General features: G+C 40.4%; 17 protein-coding genes. 15 read left to right on the top strand and 2 right to left on the bottom strand.

Translation table 11 applies throughout. The annotated features are described in order from the left end of the window. Positions 1 to 307: 307 nt before the first annotated feature. From rpsF to rplI, 4 genes are read left to right on the top strand one after another with little or no spacing between them, the layout of a single operon-like run. A complete protein-coding gene (gene rpsF / locus A1QC_RS09285) occupies positions 308 to 691 on the top strand; it encodes a 30S ribosomal protein S6 (RefSeq protein WP_017023923.1) in 384 nt (127 codons plus the stop codon). 7 nt (positions 692 to 698) lie between these two features. Beyond that, positions 699 to 1001 (top strand): primosomal replication protein N, encoded by a 303-nt coding sequence (gene priB, locus A1QC_RS09280; protein WP_017023922.1) that lies wholly within the window; start codon positions 699 to 701, stop codon positions 999 to 1001. A 16-nt stretch (positions 1002 to 1017) separates the two neighbouring features. Beyond that, positions 1018 to 1245 (top strand): 30S ribosomal protein S18, encoded by a 228-nt coding sequence (gene rpsR / locus A1QC_RS09275; RefSeq protein ID WP_000090472.1) that lies wholly within the window; start codon positions 1018 to 1020, stop codon positions 1243 to 1245. 38 nt (positions 1246 to 1283) lie between these two features. Then, positions 1284 to 1736 (top strand): 50S ribosomal protein L9, encoded by a 453-nt coding sequence (rplI, locus tag A1QC_RS09270; RefSeq protein WP_017023921.1) that lies wholly within the window; start codon positions 1284 to 1286, stop codon positions 1734 to 1736. Between the two features lie 143 nt (positions 1737 to 1879). On the opposite strand, the gene A1QC_RS09265 is transcribed toward rplI, so the two are convergent. Further along, positions 1880 to 2917 carry a DUF481 domain-containing protein gene (locus A1QC_RS09265; RefSeq protein WP_017023920.1) on the bottom strand — a complete coding sequence of 346 codons (1038 nt, stop codon included), beginning with the start codon at positions 2915 to 2917 and terminating at the stop codon, positions 1880 to 1882. 158 nt (positions 2918 to 3075) lie between these two features. Between A1QC_RS09265 and A1QC_RS09260 the strand changes: the two genes are divergently transcribed. The 4 genes from A1QC_RS09260 (at position 3076) to pgi (ending at position 8866) form a co-directional block, all read left to right on the top strand. Further along, on the top strand, positions 3076 to 4470 hold the full coding sequence (locus A1QC_RS09260) for a replicative DNA helicase (protein WP_017023919.1): 1395 nt from the start codon (positions 3076 to 3078) through the stop codon (positions 4468 to 4470). 95 nt (positions 4471 to 4565) lie between these two features. After that, positions 4566 to 5645, top strand: coding sequence for an alanine racemase (gene alr, locus A1QC_RS09255; RefSeq protein ID WP_017023918.1), 1080 nt, complete (start codon positions 4566 to 4568; stop codon positions 5643 to 5645). A 2-nt stretch (positions 5646 to 5647) separates the two neighbouring features. Further along, positions 5648 to 6976 (top strand): hypothetical protein, encoded by a 1329-nt coding sequence (locus A1QC_RS09250; RefSeq protein WP_017023917.1) that lies wholly within the window; start codon positions 5648 to 5650, stop codon positions 6974 to 6976. A gap of 237 nt (positions 6977 to 7213) precedes the next feature. Next, positions 7214 to 8866, top strand: a complete 1653-nt coding sequence (gene pgi, locus A1QC_RS09245; RefSeq protein ID WP_017023916.1) for a glucose-6-phosphate isomerase — start codon at positions 7214 to 7216, stop codon at positions 8864 to 8866. Between the two features lie 112 nt (positions 8867 to 8978). On the opposite strand, the gene zur is transcribed toward pgi, so the two are convergent. Then, positions 8979 to 9425: a zinc uptake transcriptional repressor Zur gene (zur, locus tag A1QC_RS09240; protein ID WP_026025669.1), complete on the bottom strand. Its 447-nt coding sequence runs from the start codon at positions 9423 to 9425 to the stop codon at positions 8979 to 8981. A 144-nt stretch (positions 9426 to 9569) separates the two neighbouring features. Here zur and dusA point away from each other — a divergent pair, with 144 nt between their 5' ends. The 7 genes from dusA (at position 9570) to A1QC_RS09205 (ending at position 16556) form a co-directional block, all read left to right on the top strand. Then, positions 9570 to 10556, top strand: a complete 987-nt coding sequence (dusA, locus tag A1QC_RS09235; protein WP_017023914.1) for a tRNA dihydrouridine(20/20a) synthase DusA — start codon at positions 9570 to 9572, stop codon at positions 10554 to 10556. A gap of 177 nt (positions 10557 to 10733) precedes the next feature. Beyond that, positions 10734 to 10946, top strand: a complete 213-nt coding sequence (locus A1QC_RS09230) for an envelope stress response protein PspG (protein WP_017023913.1) — start codon at positions 10734 to 10736, stop codon at positions 10944 to 10946. A gap of 42 nt (positions 10947 to 10988) precedes the next feature. Then, entirely contained in the window at positions 10989 to 11639 is a 651-nt protein-coding gene (locus A1QC_RS09225; protein ID WP_017023912.1) for a TIGR04219 family outer membrane beta-barrel protein, read from the top strand. Positions 11640 to 11734: 95 nt separating this feature from the next. Further along, the gene (locus A1QC_RS09220; RefSeq protein WP_431305841.1) at positions 11735 to 12007 is read left to right on the top strand and encodes a hypothetical protein; all 273 of its coding nucleotides are present in this window, start codon (positions 11735 to 11737) and stop codon (positions 12005 to 12007) included. A gap of 232 nt (positions 12008 to 12239) precedes the next feature. Then, positions 12240 to 14054 carry an assimilatory sulfite reductase (NADPH) flavoprotein subunit gene (locus tag A1QC_RS09215; protein WP_017023910.1) on the top strand — a complete coding sequence of 605 codons (1815 nt, stop codon included), beginning with the start codon at positions 12240 to 12242 and terminating at the stop codon, positions 14052 to 14054. Next, entirely contained in the window at positions 14054 to 15781 is a 1728-nt protein-coding gene (gene cysI, locus A1QC_RS09210; RefSeq protein ID WP_017023909.1) for an assimilatory sulfite reductase (NADPH) hemoprotein subunit, read from the top strand. The genes A1QC_RS09215 and cysI overlap by 1 nt, the downstream gene beginning before the upstream one ends. After that, a complete protein-coding gene (locus A1QC_RS09205) occupies positions 15774 to 16556 on the top strand; it encodes a phosphoadenylyl-sulfate reductase (RefSeq protein WP_017023908.1) in 783 nt (260 codons plus the stop codon). Before cysI ends, A1QC_RS09205 begins: the two co-directional genes overlap by 8 nt. Positions 16557 to 16791 lie beyond the last annotated feature (235 nt).

The following is a 16791-nucleotide window of genomic DNA, read 5'->3' as shown; positions in this document are numbered from 1 at the left end:
GATTCCAGCTCTCGCTTAGGCTCGATGGGAATGACGGTTTTAATATTGATAGTTAGAGAGGCGCTGCTCTCTCGGTTGCTCTAATAAAAAACTGAAGCGCTTAACCTACGAGCAATACTTCCTTCAGTACCCATCTAGTAACTAACAATTCGAAACTTGTAAGCTTCTTTCATCTTTCTCTTGCCTATTATGGCGACGTCTTATACAATTCGCCGTCCTGAAATCTCGGTCTTAATTTATTTTCGTTCCTTGCTTCCTCCGGATGGCCGAGCCCATGTGGAAGCTAATAATCCGTAAGGAGCAACCTATGCGTCATTACGAAATCGTATTCATGGTGCACCCTGATCAAAGCGAGCAAGTTGCTGGCATGATCGAGCGTTACACTAACACTATCACTGAAGCTGGCGGTACTATCCACCGTTTAGAAGATTGGGGTCGTCGTCAAATGGCTTACCCAATCAATAAATTGCATAAAGCACACTACGTTCTTTTGAACGTTGAAGCTGAGCAAGCTGTTATTGATGAGTTAGAAACTGCTTTCCGTTTTAACGATGCAGTTCTACGTAACATGATCATGCGCACTAAATCTGCAGTAACTGAACAATCTATCATGATGAAAGTACGCGAAGAGCGCGCTCCACGTCGTGAAGAACGTTCTGAAGCTAAGTCAGAAGAAGAAGCAGCTGAGTAATTAATTGATGACCAATCGATTGGAGTTAAGCGGCACTGTTGCTAAAGCTCCGGTTAGAAGCCTGAGTCCTGCGGGCATCGCTCATTGCCATTTTAGTATTGAGCACCGTTCCACAGTACAAGAAGCGAATTTACCGAGACAAGTTTATTGTCGTATGCAGGTTGTCGTAAGTGGGCCAAGGTCACAAGAATTAACTCAATATTTAGTTTTAGGTAGTCACATTAAGGTAAGTGGTTTTGTCGCTTATCACACCGGCCGAAATGGTTTGGGGAAATTAGTGTTACATGCCGACAACATAACTCAAATTTAAGATCAGGAGATAGCCCATGGCTCGTTTCTTCCGTCGTCGTAAATTCTGCCGTTTCACTGCAGAAGGCGTACAAGAGATTGATTACAAAGACGTAGCAACTCTTAAAAACTACATCACTGAAGCTGGTAAAATTGTACCTAGCCGTATCACTGGCACAAGTGCTAAATATCAGCGTCAACTAGCTCGCGCTATCAAGCGTTCTCGCTACCTAGCACTTCTTCCATATACTGACAAACATCAGTAATTGGCAGCAGTTTAATTAAGTTTAAGAGGACTAAGATAATGCAAGTTATTCTACTTGATAAAATCGGTAACCTAGGCAACCTTGGCGACCAAGTTAACGTTAAATCTGGCTACGCTCGTAACTTCCTTATCCCTAAGGGTAAAGCAGTTATGGCTACTAAAGCTAACGTTGAAGTTTTCGAAGCACGTCGTGCAGAATTAGAAGCTAAAGTTGCTGAGCAACTAGCTGCTTCTCAAGCTCGTGCTGATGAAATCAACGCATTAGAAGCAGTTGTACTTGCTTCTAAAGCGGGCGACGAAGGTAAACTATTTGGTTCTATCGGTACTCGTGATATCGCTGATGCAGTTACTGCAGCAGGCGTTAAAGTTGCTAAGAGTGAAGTTCGCCTTCCTGAAGGTGCACTACGTAACCTTGGTGAGTTTGAAATCAGCATCCAACTTCATTCTGAAGTGTTCGCTGAAGTTAAACTTCAAGTGGTTGCTGCTGAGTAATCAGTATCAAAGCACAATAAAAAAGCCGACCTAGTGTCGGTTTTTTTACATTTAAAGGAAAGTGATGGGTGCTTTCTATGAGTTAAGGGCAGTAGACTTGAGCAGCAATGCTGTTTATAACTGGCTACTCAAACCTTTAATGTTTAGAAGCGAAAGAGTAAATTTATGTTAAAGGTACTGTCGGTATTTTTAAGATCATTCGGCACTTTACTAATATGCTGACGATTATGAGATAGCTTTAACGCAATATCATCGGTAATGTTATTGAGAGCGCTAATTTCAGTATCTAAACGAGTGTTGCTTTGACCGGCCACTAACGTTGCCTGCATCTCGAAAGATAAGGTTTTAAACGGTTTCCAGCTTGAGGTTAAATTACCCCTGATAATACTCTCGGCAACATCCTCAGGAAAAATAGGATCATCATCGTCAATTTCATCTGTATTAGGTTGCTGTATACGATAACCAGGACCAAGTTCGACTTCTAACTTGAAAGTTTCGGTGTTACTTACCTGTAAACCAAAACCAGTTGAAACCGTATAATCTCGATAGTAAGAGCTGTATTTTGAATCTATGCCTTTGAAGCTTCCATAGAGATAGGTTTTGGATCCTAGCTTATAGTCACTTTGAAGCTCATAACTTTGCTCGCGCTCTTCTTCTTCTCCGTCATCATCTTCACGATAGATTTTCACTTCGCCCGAGTTACGCATTTTTCCCTTGATGTAACTAAGTGCTACGCGAGCATTTAAAGACTGGTTATCGTCATTACCTTTACGTGATTGATACCCAAATTCAATCTCGGGTTTCCAAGGGGACTCTTCTTTTTTCTTTTTAGCTTCTTCTTTTTTCGCTTCGCTATCACTGTCTGAGCTTTCACCAAGTAGTTTAGCAATGGCTTCTTCATCGACATCTGAGTCATTGTCTGTTTTGCTGTCACTATCGGCTTTTGCATCACCAGTCGTTTCAGGTTTATCAGTCGATTCAGTGTCTGTCGCTTGTGATTGATTTGATGATGTGTCGTCAGGAGAGGATGATGTTTCATCCCAAGAAGATTCAGAATTATCAGGACGGTCTTCTTTTGAAATGCTTTTAGGTTCATCATCCGGTGATATTGTTGATGTTTCTGCTCCATATAGCACAGGGCTAGATAGCAATAATAGCAGCGGTAATAAACGTTTTAGCACAAGCAGCTTTGCCTCAGTAAAAAGATAGCCATCACTATAAATTTTTTTTGATAGTGCTAGTCATTATAGAGTTAATTTTTCATTTTATTCGATAGTGTGCTTACAAATCTATACACTCCGTTATAATAGTGAACTAGATTTTGCAATTAAGTGGTCCCATGGCTGAAAATAAAACTCGAAAAATCATAGATTCCCAAGTCGATGCTCTTAAAGTTCCCCCACATTCCCTTGAGGCTGAACAATCAGTCTTAGGTGGTCTTTTGCTGGATAACGAGCGCTGGGATTCTATCTCAGGCAAAGTGGTGGAAAAGGACTTTTATAGCCGGCCACACCGTTTGATCTTTTCTGCTATTAAAGCCATTTTAGAAGACAATCAGCCGTTAGATTTAATTACTTTATCAGAATACCTCGAATTACGTGAAGAACTTGATTCGGTTGGTGGATTTGCCTATCTTGCTGATTTAGCAAAAAACACCCCAAGTGCTGCGAATATTAATGCTTATGCAGATATTGTGTGTGAGCGAGCTTTAGTTCGTAGTTTAATTGGCATTGCGAATGAGATCGCTGATGCAGGTTATGATCCTCAAGGTCGTAGCTCAGCTGATTTACTAGACATGGCAGAAAGTAAAGTTTTTGCGATTGCCGAAGAGCGAACCACGGAAAGTGAAGGTCCTCAAGGTGTGAATAGTATTTTAGAAAAAACCCTTGAGCGTATCGAAGAGTTGTATAAATCGCCACAAGATGGTGTGACAGGTGTAAATACAGGTTTTGCTGATCTCAATAAGAAAACCGCAGGCTTGCAAGGTTCCGATCTGATCATTGTCGCGGCTCGTCCATCGATGGGTAAAACCACTTTTGCGATGAACTTGTGTGAAAACGCAGCGATGGATCAAGATAAGCCGGTATTGATCTTCTCATTAGAGATGCCGGCTGAACAGTTAATGATGCGTATGTTAGCTTCTCTTTCTCGTGTCGACCAAACCAAAATCCGTACGGGTCAACTTGATGATGAAGATTGGGCTCGTATTTCATCGACCATGGGTATTCTGATGCAAAAGAAGAATATGTATATCGATGATAGCTCAGGTTTAACTCCGACAGATTTACGTTCTCGTGCGCGTCGAGTTGCTCGTGAAACCGGTGGTTTATCTATGATCATGGTCGATTACTTGCAGTTAATGCGGGTGCCGGGTTTACAGGACAACCGTACCCTTGAGATTTCAGAAATCTCTCGATCATTAAAAGCGTTAGCGAAAGAACTGAATGTTCCTGTTGTCGCACTTTCACAGCTTAACCGTTCTTTGGAGCAACGTGCCGACAAACGTCCAATTAACTCAGATTTACGTGAATCAGGGGCGATTGAGCAAGACGCCGATTTAATCATGTTTATTTATCGTGATGAGGTTTATCACCCAGACAGTGCTTTAAAAGGTATTGCAGAAATCATTATTGGTAAACAGCGTAATGGTCCGATTGGTTCGGTACGCTTAACATTCCAAGGGCAGTTTTCTCGTTTCGATAATTACGCGGGACCCGCTTTTGATGATGAGTAATTAATGCGATGAAAGAGTCATCAAAAAAAGGTCATGATTCGCTTTCCTTTCAAAGTAAGGTGAGTGATAGGGTGAAGGTTCATGATCTTACTCCAATGCAATCGGCAACCGCCCATATTAATTTACAAGCTCTACAAAATAACTTAACGCGAGTAAAACAAAAAGCGCCCAGAAGCCATTTATTAGCAATAATTAAAGCCAATGCTTACGGGCATGGAGTGGGTGATTGTGCATTAAGTTTATCTCAAGCTGATGGGTTTGGTGTTGCGCGCTTAGAAGAAGCATTGGAATTGAGAACTGCAGGTATTGATAAACCGATTTTGCTGTTAGAAGGCTTTTATTCGGCTGATGATTTAGCGCTTTTACATCAATATAATTTACAAACAGTGGTGCATTGTGAAGAACAATTGGCCATGTTAGAGCAAGCTTCACTGTCGGATCCTGTCATCGTTTGGTTGAAAATTGATACGGGTATGCATCGTTTAGGTGTTAGACCAGAACAATTCAAGTATTTTGTTGAACGCTTACAGGCCTCGTCTGCCGTTGCAAAACCATTACGCTTTATGAGTCACTTTGGTTGCGCGGATGAACTCGACAACCCTGCAACATCCCAACAGATTCAACTCTTCTCTTCACTAACAGAGCAACAAGGTCCGTGTTCGCTTGCAGCATCATCTGGCATTCTTGCTTGGCCTGATAGTCACTTTGATTGGGTGCGCCCAGGGATCATTATGTATGGTATTTCTCCATTTGATTTTTCGACAGGACAGCAACTTGGCTTCCAACCCGTGATGACATTAAAGTCGCATTTGATTGCAGTTCGCGATCTTAAAGCCGGAGAGTGTGTTGGTTATGGCGCAACTTGGCAAAGCCCTGTTGATACTAAAATTGGTGTGATTGCGATGGGGTATGGCGATGGTTATCCTCGCACAGCACCAAATGGCACACCAGTTTTGGTTAATGGTCGAAAAGTGTCAATATCTGGGCGAGTTTCGATGGATATGCTAACCGTTGATTTAGGCCCTAATGCACGAGATAGAGTCGGCGATGAAGCCATTTTTTGGGGAGAAGCATTGCCGGTAGAAGAAGTAGCAAGCCATATAGGTACTATTGGTTATGAGCTCGTGACTCAGCTCACTGGGCGTGTGGTTCGAAAATATGACCAAGGGATCTAATTGTGAATGGTTTAATGAAACAAATGAACACTCTTACCAAGATCCTTAAGTGGGGGCTGTTAAGTTTCAGTGGACTATCATTTGCCACAATTGCAGAGACCATGCCGGTAATATCTCATGAAGATGATCCTGCGTCGCAGACAGTAAATGATGCAGTAACTAATACTTCTAAGCTTGATGAGAAAAAGGAAGATAGCTCATCTTGGTATTCTGAATTTAAAGTGGTTCCATTTGGTTTTCTGTCGGATACGATAGGCAACTCTATTGGTGCAGCAGGGTTGGTTAAAGGAGCTGGTCAGCCACAAGCGGCTTTACTTGGCGCAGCTTTTATCTCTGATAAAGGCAGTTTTATGACTTATCTAGGCGGTTATAACTACCAATTAAGCGAGCGCTGGTTAGTTAACTTTGATGCTTATAGCGCCCAATTTAAAGATTATGAATATTATTTAGGCCCTAATACCAGAAATGATTCAAAGTTTGAAGATTCAATCATTACCGATGGTCAAGAATCACGCTTACAAACTGCTTTTCGTTATGTTCTTCCTATTGGTTTAGGGAGTGAAAAAGGAGGCTCTGCTGGCTATATGTCTACCCGAGAAGTCACCTCATGGAATCCTTTAGAAAGTGGTGTATCCTCACTTTCAGTCAAACCGTTCTTTAAATCTCGTCACCTTGATAATAATGTTTATGATGAACCAGAATCAACATGGGGTGTGGAGTTAAAGGCTGATTGGGATAATCGCGATAATTTAAGGAATACCACCACAGGCTCTCGGACACAATTAAGCTTAACTCACGCTCCGGATACGGGGAATGAAAATCCTTGGACGACTTGGGAATTTCAAAATAGTCATTATTTTGATTTAGGTCCATTAGCTGACATTTTTAATAAACAAGTCGTTGCATTTGATTTTTATACAGCGGGTACACCTAGTTGGGACTCTGGAACGGATGGTAATGAACATCGTCCCCCTGAGTATGCTGGGGTTCGTTTAGGCGGATTATTCCGTCAACGTGCTTTTTCTGGAGGGCGTTTTACTGGCCGAGCGGCGATTAACTACAGTTTAGAATATCGAGTTATGCCAGATTGGCAACCATTACAAAATTGGCCTATTTTTGATTTATATAAAGTTCCTTGGTGGCAATGGGTTGTCTTTACGGATGTTGGTCGGGTTGCGGATGAATATAAATTGTCAACGCTTAACCAAGATATGCAAGTGAGTGTTGGTGGTGCGATCCGTTTTCAAGTTGAAGGGGTTGTCGTTCGAACGGAAATGGCATGGGGTGATGAAGAAAGTGTTTTTCGAGTCATGGTAAATCAGCCGTTTTAATCTTATTTGTTCATTTCTTTATGACTGATTTTTATTTAAACTGATATAACGCAATACAGATCACATAAATCGCTGCAATAATCATTCATCGACGGCGATGTTATCACCATGAAATAGGTGACTTCTTAAGGTTTTGCCACTTTAATGTGGTGAAATCTATTTTTTATATCGGGGGCAGGCAATTCGATTATTTCGCTTTAGCCTGAATGAAACCAACAGACTTATCAGGACTAGATAATGTTGAAAAATATCAATCCAACCACCACTGCGGCATGGACAGCGTTAACTGCTCATTTTGAATCAGCACAAGACATGGAATTAGCGTCTTTATTTTCTCAAGATTCACAACGATTTGAGCAATTCTCTGCCAAGTTCGGCTCAGATATTCTAGTCGATTACTCTAAGAATTTGATTAATAAAGAAACGCTTACACACTTATTTTCACTCGCTAATCAAATCGAGCTTACCTCGGCAATTGAAGCGATGTTCAGCGGTGCAAAGATCAATCAAACTGAAGGTCGTGCAGTATTACACACGGCTCTACGTAATCGTAGCAATACGCCAGTGATGGTTGATGGCGAAGATGTGATGCCTGCGGTTAATGCTGTATTGGCAAAAATGGAAGCGTTCACTCATCGTATCGTATCTGGTGATTGGAAAGGGTATACCGGTAAAGCAATTACGGACGTGGTTAATATTGGTATTGGTGGTTCCGATCTTGGCCCTTACATGGTTTCAGAAGCTTTATCGCCTTATAAAACTCGCTTGAATATGCATTTTGTTTCGAATGTAGATGGCACTCATATTGCAGAAACGTTGAAGGATTTGAATCCAGAAACGACATTATTTCTTGTCGCTTCTAAAACCTTTACCACTCAAGAAACGATGACTAATGCGCATTCGGCTCGTGATTGGTTCTTAACAACAGCACAAGACTCTGCTCATGTAGCAAAGCATTTTGCTGCGCTTTCAACTAATGCAAAATCAGTTGCTGAATTTGGTATTGATACCGATAACATGTTTGAGTTCTGGGATTGGGTTGGTGGTCGTTATTCTTTATGGTCGGCAATTGGTCTATCTATTTCATTGGCTATTGGTTTTGATAACTTTGTTGAGTTATTGGAAGGCGCACATGAAATGGATAAGCATTTTGCGAATACTGAATTTGAACATAACATTCCTGTGATTTTGGCGTTAATTGGTATTTGGTACAACAATTTCCACGGTGCGGAATCTGAAGCCATTCTACCTTATGACCAATATATGCATCGCTTTGCTGCGTATTTCCAACAAGGCAACATGGAGTCGAATGGTAAATGTGTCGATCGTAACGGTGAAGCCGTGGATTACCAAACAGGCCCAATCATCTGGGGTGAGCCGGGTACTAATGGTCAGCATGCTTTCTATCAGTTGATCCATCAAGGAACGAAGTTAATTCCATGTGATTTCATTGCACCGGCTATCAGCCACAATAAGGTGAGTGATCATCATCAAAAATTAATGTCGAATTTCTTCGCACAGACAGAAGCTTTAGCGTTTGGTAAAACAAAAGCGCAAGTAGAGGCTGAGTTTATGGCGGCAGGTAAGTCACCTGAAGAAGTAAAAGATCTGGTTAACTTTAAAGTGTTTGAGGGTAATCGTCCAACCAACTCGATCCTTGTGAAACAAATTACGCCGAAAACATTAGGCAACTTGATTGCAATGTACGAGCATAAAATCTTTGTTCAAGGTGTGATTTTAAATATCTTTAGTTTTGATCAGTGGGGGGTGGAGTTAGGTAAGCAACTTGCTAACCAGATCTTACCTGAGCTTGCTGATAATCAAGCAGTTGAGTCTCACGATAGTTCAACGAATGGTTTGATTAATGCGTTTAAAGCTTTTCAAGCGTAGCTGACTAAACTAGCGGAAACAAAAAAGAGAAGCTCAAAAAGGGCTTCTCTTTTTTTATTGATAAAAAGTAGAGCATGTCACCTTTCACACTGGTGATTACTGAATGATGAGATTAGTGGCGGCAGTTTTTACAAGTACCGTGAGTTTCAATGACATGGTTCGTTAAGGTAAAACCATGCTCATCAATATTCTTAGTTAAAAGGGCGACTAAGTTATCATCTTGCAGCTCGCTTACATCCCCACATTGATCGCAAATCAGTAGGTGAGAAAAATGCTTATGTTCACTACCATGCTCATCGAAAAAACAACAAGAGACAAAACTATTGGTTGATTCAACACGGTGAATGAAACCTTGTTCAAGTAAAAATTCTAAAGCGCGATATACCGTTGGTGGCTTTGCTTGAGGTTCGGTTTGTTTGAGCTTATCGAGTAAATCATAAGCACTTGATGACCCTTTTTGTTGCCAGATTAATTCTAAAACTTGTTGACGTTGGGAGGTCAAGCGTACGCCTCTTTTTTGACAAAGATCGGTAACTTGTTGAAGTAATCGTTTATTCAAAATACAGGCCTTATCGTTTAATCGTTTTTCACCATCATGCTTTGTGTCAATAAAATGAGAACGCATTTCGGTGGTGTACGGTATTGCAGCCTATGGTAAAATATTTAGCTTAATAAGTCAGAGATATTTATCCCATATAACGTTATGAAAAATTTCCCATTACAACGCTTTTCCGTTGCGCCCATGCTCGATTGGACAGATCGTCACTGTCGTTACTTTCATCGCTTATTATCCGAGCATACTTTACTGTATACCGAAATGGTGACAACTGGTGCGATCATTCATGGTAAAGGGGACTTTCTACAGTTTAGTGAACAAGAACATCCTATTGCCCTTCAACTTGGTGGTTCAAATCCTACCGATTTAGCTCATTGCGCTAAGCTTGCTCAAGAACGTGGTTATGATGAAATTAACTTAAATGTGGGTTGCCCATCCGATCGTGTCCAAAACGGAAAGTTTGGTGCATGTTTAATGGCTGAGCCTGAACTGGTTGCTGATTGTATGGTGGCAATGCGTGAGGTCGTGGATATTCCTGTGACAGTGAAAACTCGAATTGGAATTGATGAACAAGATTCTTATGAGTTTCTTACACGATTTGTATCACTAGTGAGTGAGAAAGGTGGGGTTGAACAATTTACGATTCATGCTCGTAAGGCGTGGTTAAGTGGTTTAAGCCCAAAAGAAAATCGTGAAATCCCAGAACTAGATTACCCTCGCGCCTATCAACTCAAACAAGATTTCCCTAATTTAACGATTGCGATTAATGGTGGCGTAAAAACTTTAGAAGATTCATTGGTTCATTTAGAGCATCTTGATGGTGTGATGGTTGGGCGTGAAGCTTATCAGAACCCATATATTCTTGCTGAAGTGGATCAACGTTTGTTTGGTAGTGATAAGCCGATTAAAAAACGCCGTCAGGTCGTACATGAGATGTTGCCTTATATCGAGCAAGAAATGGCAAAGGGCGCGAGTCTTGGTCATATCACTCGTCATATGTTGGGCTTATTTCAAGCGATGCCAGGGGCTCGTCAATGGCGTCGTTATATTAGTGAAAATGCTCATAAGCCAGGTTCAGGAGTAGAAGTGGTTCAAGCTGCATTAGCTAAAATCCCCGCTGAATTAGACGTTTAATCACTCAGTTTTAATTGAAATTAATATGGTGAATTTAACCTACAATTGGTTAAATTCACCTTTTTTGTTTTCTATGTTTGAATGCTAATTATAACTGTATGATATTTATATATTTCTACTGCAGCTAAAGTTGGCTTGATATCTGCATTAGTTTATTAATACAGATAGGAGATAATTATGATTGAGTTACTGTTTATTTTAATGTTTTTTGGTTTTTTGATGTTTACTGGCGTCACTATGGTTACGTTTTTTCTTGCGATTGCTGCGTCGCTTTTGTTTGTATTCGTGGTGAGTATGGTGGGGGCTGTGATTAAATTACTGCCATGGATTGTAGTTGCTTTAATTGGTCTATATATTTACAAGCATTATAACAAGCCGAGTTCTTATTGATGGCTTGATATGCCATAAATAATCATGGACTTGGAGTTAAGAATGAAAAAGAGTATTTGGTTTGCTGTTACTTTGGGAGGAGTACTAACCACTGCGGCGGTACAAGCTGAAAATACATGGAACACTAAAGTTGGGATGGATTATTGGTGGGCGACGAATAAAGTCGATGAAGTAAAATACCAAGGCGATGATCCTATTTCCGCTTATGTAGACTTTTCCCATTCTTTACCATATATACCTAACTTTAAATTGCGTTACACTCAAATTGATAATTCTGCGATAAGTTTTAACAATATTGATTACATTGCATATTATCCGGCTCTTCATACAGATAGTGTGGCTTTTAATATCGGTATTTCAGCATCACAGTTTCAAAGTGGTGAATATCGACAAGACGGTATCGGTAGCTCTCAAAGTTTCAATGAGGTTGCATGGGCGTTGTATGCTGACGGACGATTGATTGTGCCCGGAACTCAGTTTAGTCTGATTGGTGATATGCAGTTTGGTGGAACAGGTGATAACTCGACAGCCGATGTTATGGTTGGCCTTGATTATGTTTTCAAATTAGACACCGTTGATCTTAGTCTGCGTGGTGGTTATCGAGTTATGGACTATTCATTTGATTATTTTACTGGTGAGCCAGTTGAGGTTCGAGAGCAAGGTTTTTTTACTGGGGTAGAACTTAATTTTTAGTAAAAACAATTCACTAAATCATACCGCTAAAATTGGCGGTATTTTTTTTTGTCTAAAATGTGACCATTTACTTAGCAGTATTGAAAATTTGCGCCATGCTTAAAGTTCATCGTGTGATTAACATGGAAGGGTGGGCAATGACGGTTATCGAATTACGTCGTTTATATCAAGATAAGCAGTTAATCGAAGCTATAATTGAATCTTCTTCTGAAGATGAAGTTTGGATTGTTGAGTTTCGCCACAATAGAGGTGGCTTAGTTTTATTGACCGATGAAAATGGCAAAGAGTGCCATTACCAAGATGTTGATGACGCTTCTCGGTCTGCTTTAGATGTTGGCTTCAAACAAGTTCGTATTGCTAATAAGTAAATTATTGTGATTTAACAGTAAGGTAAGCAGCTTGCCTTGCTGTTTTTTCGTTTTATGCCCTTCCTTTTTATTCTCTTATTTCCAAAAAGTTATAAAACATACTTATCAATTCTTTCTCGCTATTAATCAGAATCGTTAATCTAGTAGAACGAAGCATACATAGTGTTATACCTAAAACACCCAAACTCGAATTTTAAAAAGATTTGGGAATAGATAGATAGGATGTCGTGACATGTTACTTAAGGATCTTTCAGCTCTAGCGAGTCCGTTGAATGACCAACAAATTGGTCAACTGCAACAGGCTATGTCTGAGTTATCACCACAGCAACTTGCATGGGTTAGTGGTTATTTTTGGGGGCTAAGCCAAACCGGCCAACCTTCTTCAGCTAATTCTCCTCAGTCTCAGCTTTCTGTTGCTGCGCAACCTGCAGGAAAGTTGAGCATCATTTATGCCTCACAAACAGGTAATGCAAAAGGCGTTGCGGAAGCGTTGAAAAATGAGGCTGACTCAAATGGTATTGCTGTTGAGCTATTTGATGCCAGTGATTACAAAGGTAAAAATTTAGCCAAAGAAACGCATGTCATTATTGTTGCCTCGACCAATGGTGAAGGTGAAGCTCCGGATAATGCGCTTGAGTTGCATGAGTTTTTACAATCTAAGAAAGCGCCTAAGCTACCAAACTTACAATATGCAGTTATTGCACTTGGTGATTCTAGTTATGAGTTTTTCTGCCAAACCGGTAAGGATTTTGATAGTTACTTAAGTAAATTAGGGGCGACAGCATTTTTAGACCGCTTGGATTGTGATGTTGATTATGAAGCTCAAGCAACGGAATGGCGTAAGCAAGCATTAGAGAAAGTAAAAGAAACGTTAGTAACAACTGATGCTGAGGTCGTTCAACTTCCTGTAGGACAAGCTGCTCATACGGAAAGCCAATGGAATAAGCAAAACCCATATTCAGCGACGTTACTTACGAGTCAAAAAATAACCGGTCGTGATTCAGGCAAAGACGTTCGTCATATCGAAATCGATCTTGATGGTTCTGGAATAACTTACCAACCTGGTGATGCATTAGGGGTTTGGTATGAAAACAGCTCAGATCTTGTTGCTGCTATTTTAGATCAAGTCGGTTTATCTGGTATTGAGAGCATTGAACTTGATGGTGAGAGTTTATCTATTCACAGTGCCTTAGTGAGTAAGTTTGAAATCACCACTTCTAATCCTCAGTTCGTGACGAAATATGCAGAGCTATCTGGCAGTAAGAAGCTGCAAAAGCTGGTGGGTGATAAAGATAAGTTACGTGAATACGCAGGCAACACCCAAGTTATTGATGTATTGAAAGAGAAGAAAACAGCGTTAAGTGCTGATCAATTGGTGAGCTTATTACGTCGATTAACGCCTCGCTTGTACTCTATAGCGTCTAGTCAAGCTGATGTCGATGATGAGGTACACTTAACTGTTGGTTTAGTTGAATATCACCAAGGTGATGAAGCTCGTTTTGGCGGTGCATCGCATTATCTTTCTCATCGTTTAGAGGAAGGCGATAGCTTAAAAGTGTTCATTGAGCACAATAATAACTTTAAATTGCCACAAGATGACAATACCCCTGTGATTATGATTGGGCCAGGAACTGGTATCGCACCTTTCCGCAGTTTTGTTCAAGAGCGTGAAGCGCGAGATGCTGAAGGTAAGAATTGGTTGTTCTTTGGTGACAGAACCTTTACTCAAGATTTCTTGTACCAAGTTGAATGGCAGAAATATTTAAAATCAGGTGTTTTAAATAAACTGGATGTGGCCTTTAGTCGTGATCAAGCACAAAAAGTGTATGTTCAAGATCGTATCTTAGAAAATGCTGCAGAAGTATGGCAATGGTTACAGCAAGGTGCTTATGTTTATGTGTGTGGTGATGCAAATCGTATGGCAAAAGATGTACATAATGCATTAATCACAGTAGTAGAAGAACAAGGTAAGTTGGGTCGTGAACAAGCTGAAGCGTTTGTTAATGACTTACGTAAAGCAAAACGTTATCAAAGGGATGTGTACTAATGAGCACGAAAGAACAAGTTGTATTAGGCGAAGTATTAGGCCCACTTTCTGATGGTGAACGTTTAAAAGCAGAAAGTAATTTCTTACGTGGCACGATTGCAGAAGATTTACAAAATCCAATTACCGGCGCGGTGACGGGTGATAATTTTACCTTAATTCGTTTTCACGGTATGTATTTACAAGATGATCGTGATATTCGTGCTGAACGAGCCAAGCAAAAACTAGAGCCATTGCATACCTTGATGGTACGCGCACGTTTACCTGCTGGGGTGATCACACCAACACAATGGATTGGTGTCGATAAATGGGCAGATGAGCATACTTTATATGGAAGTATTCGTTTAACGACGCGTCAAACCTTCCAATATCATGGCATTTTAAAACCCAACATTAAGAAAGTGCATAAGGCACTCAATTCGATTGGTATTGACTCTATTGGTACCGCCGCGGATATGAATCGTAATGTACTTTGTACCGCTAACCCGTATCAATCAGAAGTACACCAAGAAGCTTATGAATGGTCGAAAAAAATTAGCGAGCACTTTTTACCTCATGCTCGAGGTTATGCCGAAGTTTGGCTAGATGCTGAAAAAATTGATAGTACAGTTCAAGAAGAAGAGCCTATTTTAGGAAGGACGTACTTACCGCGTAAATTTAAAACGACCATTGCGATTCCGCCACTGAACGATGTCGATGTGCATGCTAACGATTTGAACTTTGTTGCGATTGAAGAAAATGGCAAATTAATTGGCTTTAATGTGCTGGTGGGCGGTGGTCTTGCTATGACACATGGTGACACCTCTACTTATCCTCGTCGTGCTGATGATTTTGGCTTTATCCCAGTCGAACAGACTTTGGCATTTGCTGAGGCTGTGGTCACCACTCAACGTGGTTGGGGTAATCGCTCTAATCGTAAGAATGCGAAAACTAAATACACATTAGACCGTGTGGGTATTGATGTATTTAAAGCCGAAGTCGAAAAACGCGCAGGGAGCCAATTTGAAGCCAGTCGTCCTTATGAGTTTACCGAACGTGGTGATCGTATCGGTTGGTCTGAAGGTATCGATGGTAAGCACTACTTGTCTCTATTTATAGAGAATGGTCGTATTTTAGATTATCCAGGTAAGCCTTTGAAAACCGGAATGCTTGAATTGGCTAAAGTGCATAAAGGTGACTTCCGCATTACTGCTAACCAAAATTTGATCGTTGCAGGCGTCGCCACTGATCAAAAAGAAGTGATTGAAAGTATCGCGATAGCGCATGGTTTGATGGATGCATCGACAAGTGAGCAGCGTAAGAACTCAATGGCTTGTGTGGCATTTCCCACATGCCCATTAGCAATGGCAGAAGCGGAACGTTTCCTTCCTTCTTTTGTGACTGATGTTGAAGGTATTCTACAAAAACATCAATTACCTAAAGAAGAGAGTATTATTTTACGTGTTACTGGTTGTCCAAATGGTTGCGGTCGAGCGATGTTAGCTGAAGTCGGATTAGTTGGTAAAGCTCCAGGGCGTTATAACTTACACCTTGGTGGTAATAGAAGTGGTACTCGTGTACCTAAAATGTATAAAGAAAATATTACTGATAAACAAATATTAGAAGAAATGGACAGCTTAGTTGCTCGTTGGTCAAAAGAACGTTCAGAAAATGAAGCGTTTGGGGATTTTGTGATTCGAGTCGGTATCGTCGAAGAGGTCTTTATCTCTAAGAGGGATTTCTATGCATAACACCATTGAAGCAAAGCTGGATCTAAATGAATTACTCACCTTTAATAAAGTTGAGCAAAGTTTAAAGTTGGCAGAAGTAAATGCCTACCTTGAAGAGTTGGATGCAAGGCAAAGAGTCATTTGGGCTCTAGATAACTTGGATGGTGAGTTTGCTGTATCTTCAAGTTTCGGAATTCAGGCCGCTGTAATGCTTCATTTGGTTACTGAAGTTAAGTCCGATGTTCCAGTTATCTTGACCGATACTGGTTACTTATTTCCAGAAACATACCAGTTTATCGATGAACTCACTCAAAAGTTGAACTTGAATTTAAAAGTTTTTCGTTCAGAGCAGAGCCCTAACTGGCAAGAAGCGTTATATGGAAAGCTGTGGGAACAAGGTGTAGACGGTATAGAAAAATACAACAAGATAAATAAAGTTGAACCAATGCGCAGAGCATTAAAAGAACTGAATGTATCAACGTGGTTTTCTGGTTTACGTCGAGAGCAGTCAAACACTCGCAACCATTTACCGATTCTAGCAGTACAAAATGGTGTATTTAAATTCCTGCCAATCATCGATTGGAGTAATAAAGAGATACATCAATATTTAGAAAAGAACGGTCTGTCATACCATCCGTTATGGGAAGAAGGGTATCTTTCTGTAGGGGATACCCACACTACACGTAAATGGGAGCCAGGAATGACAGAAGAAGAAACACGCTTTTTTGGTTTAAAGAGAGAGTGTGGGCTTCATGAAGATGATGGTGAAGCAGAAAAAGATGGTTCTGGTATTTAATCTTCTCTCTATTTAAAGAGAATACCGAGAAAGGCTACTTAACTAAGTAGCCTTTTATATATGTATAAATCACTCAGAAATAATAACTCTGTGGATAACCTGTTCTTTAGTGTTGATTAAAGTGGTATAAATAAGCTGTTGAACGTAAATTGAGCGCTTAACACTTATTTTTAAAGTTTTTTGAAAAAAGGGCTTGCCAATGTGATGTTGATCTCTATAATGCGACCTCACTGAC

It is taken from the genome of Vibrio rumoiensis 1S-45 (assembly GCF_000286955.2).
In the GTDB taxonomy this organism is placed as follows: Bacteria; Pseudomonadota; Gammaproteobacteria; order Enterobacterales; family Vibrionaceae; genus Vibrio; species Vibrio rumoiensis_A.
The sequence above is the reverse complement of the archived record's forward strand: the minus strand, read 5'-3'. Positions and strand labels throughout refer to the sequence as shown.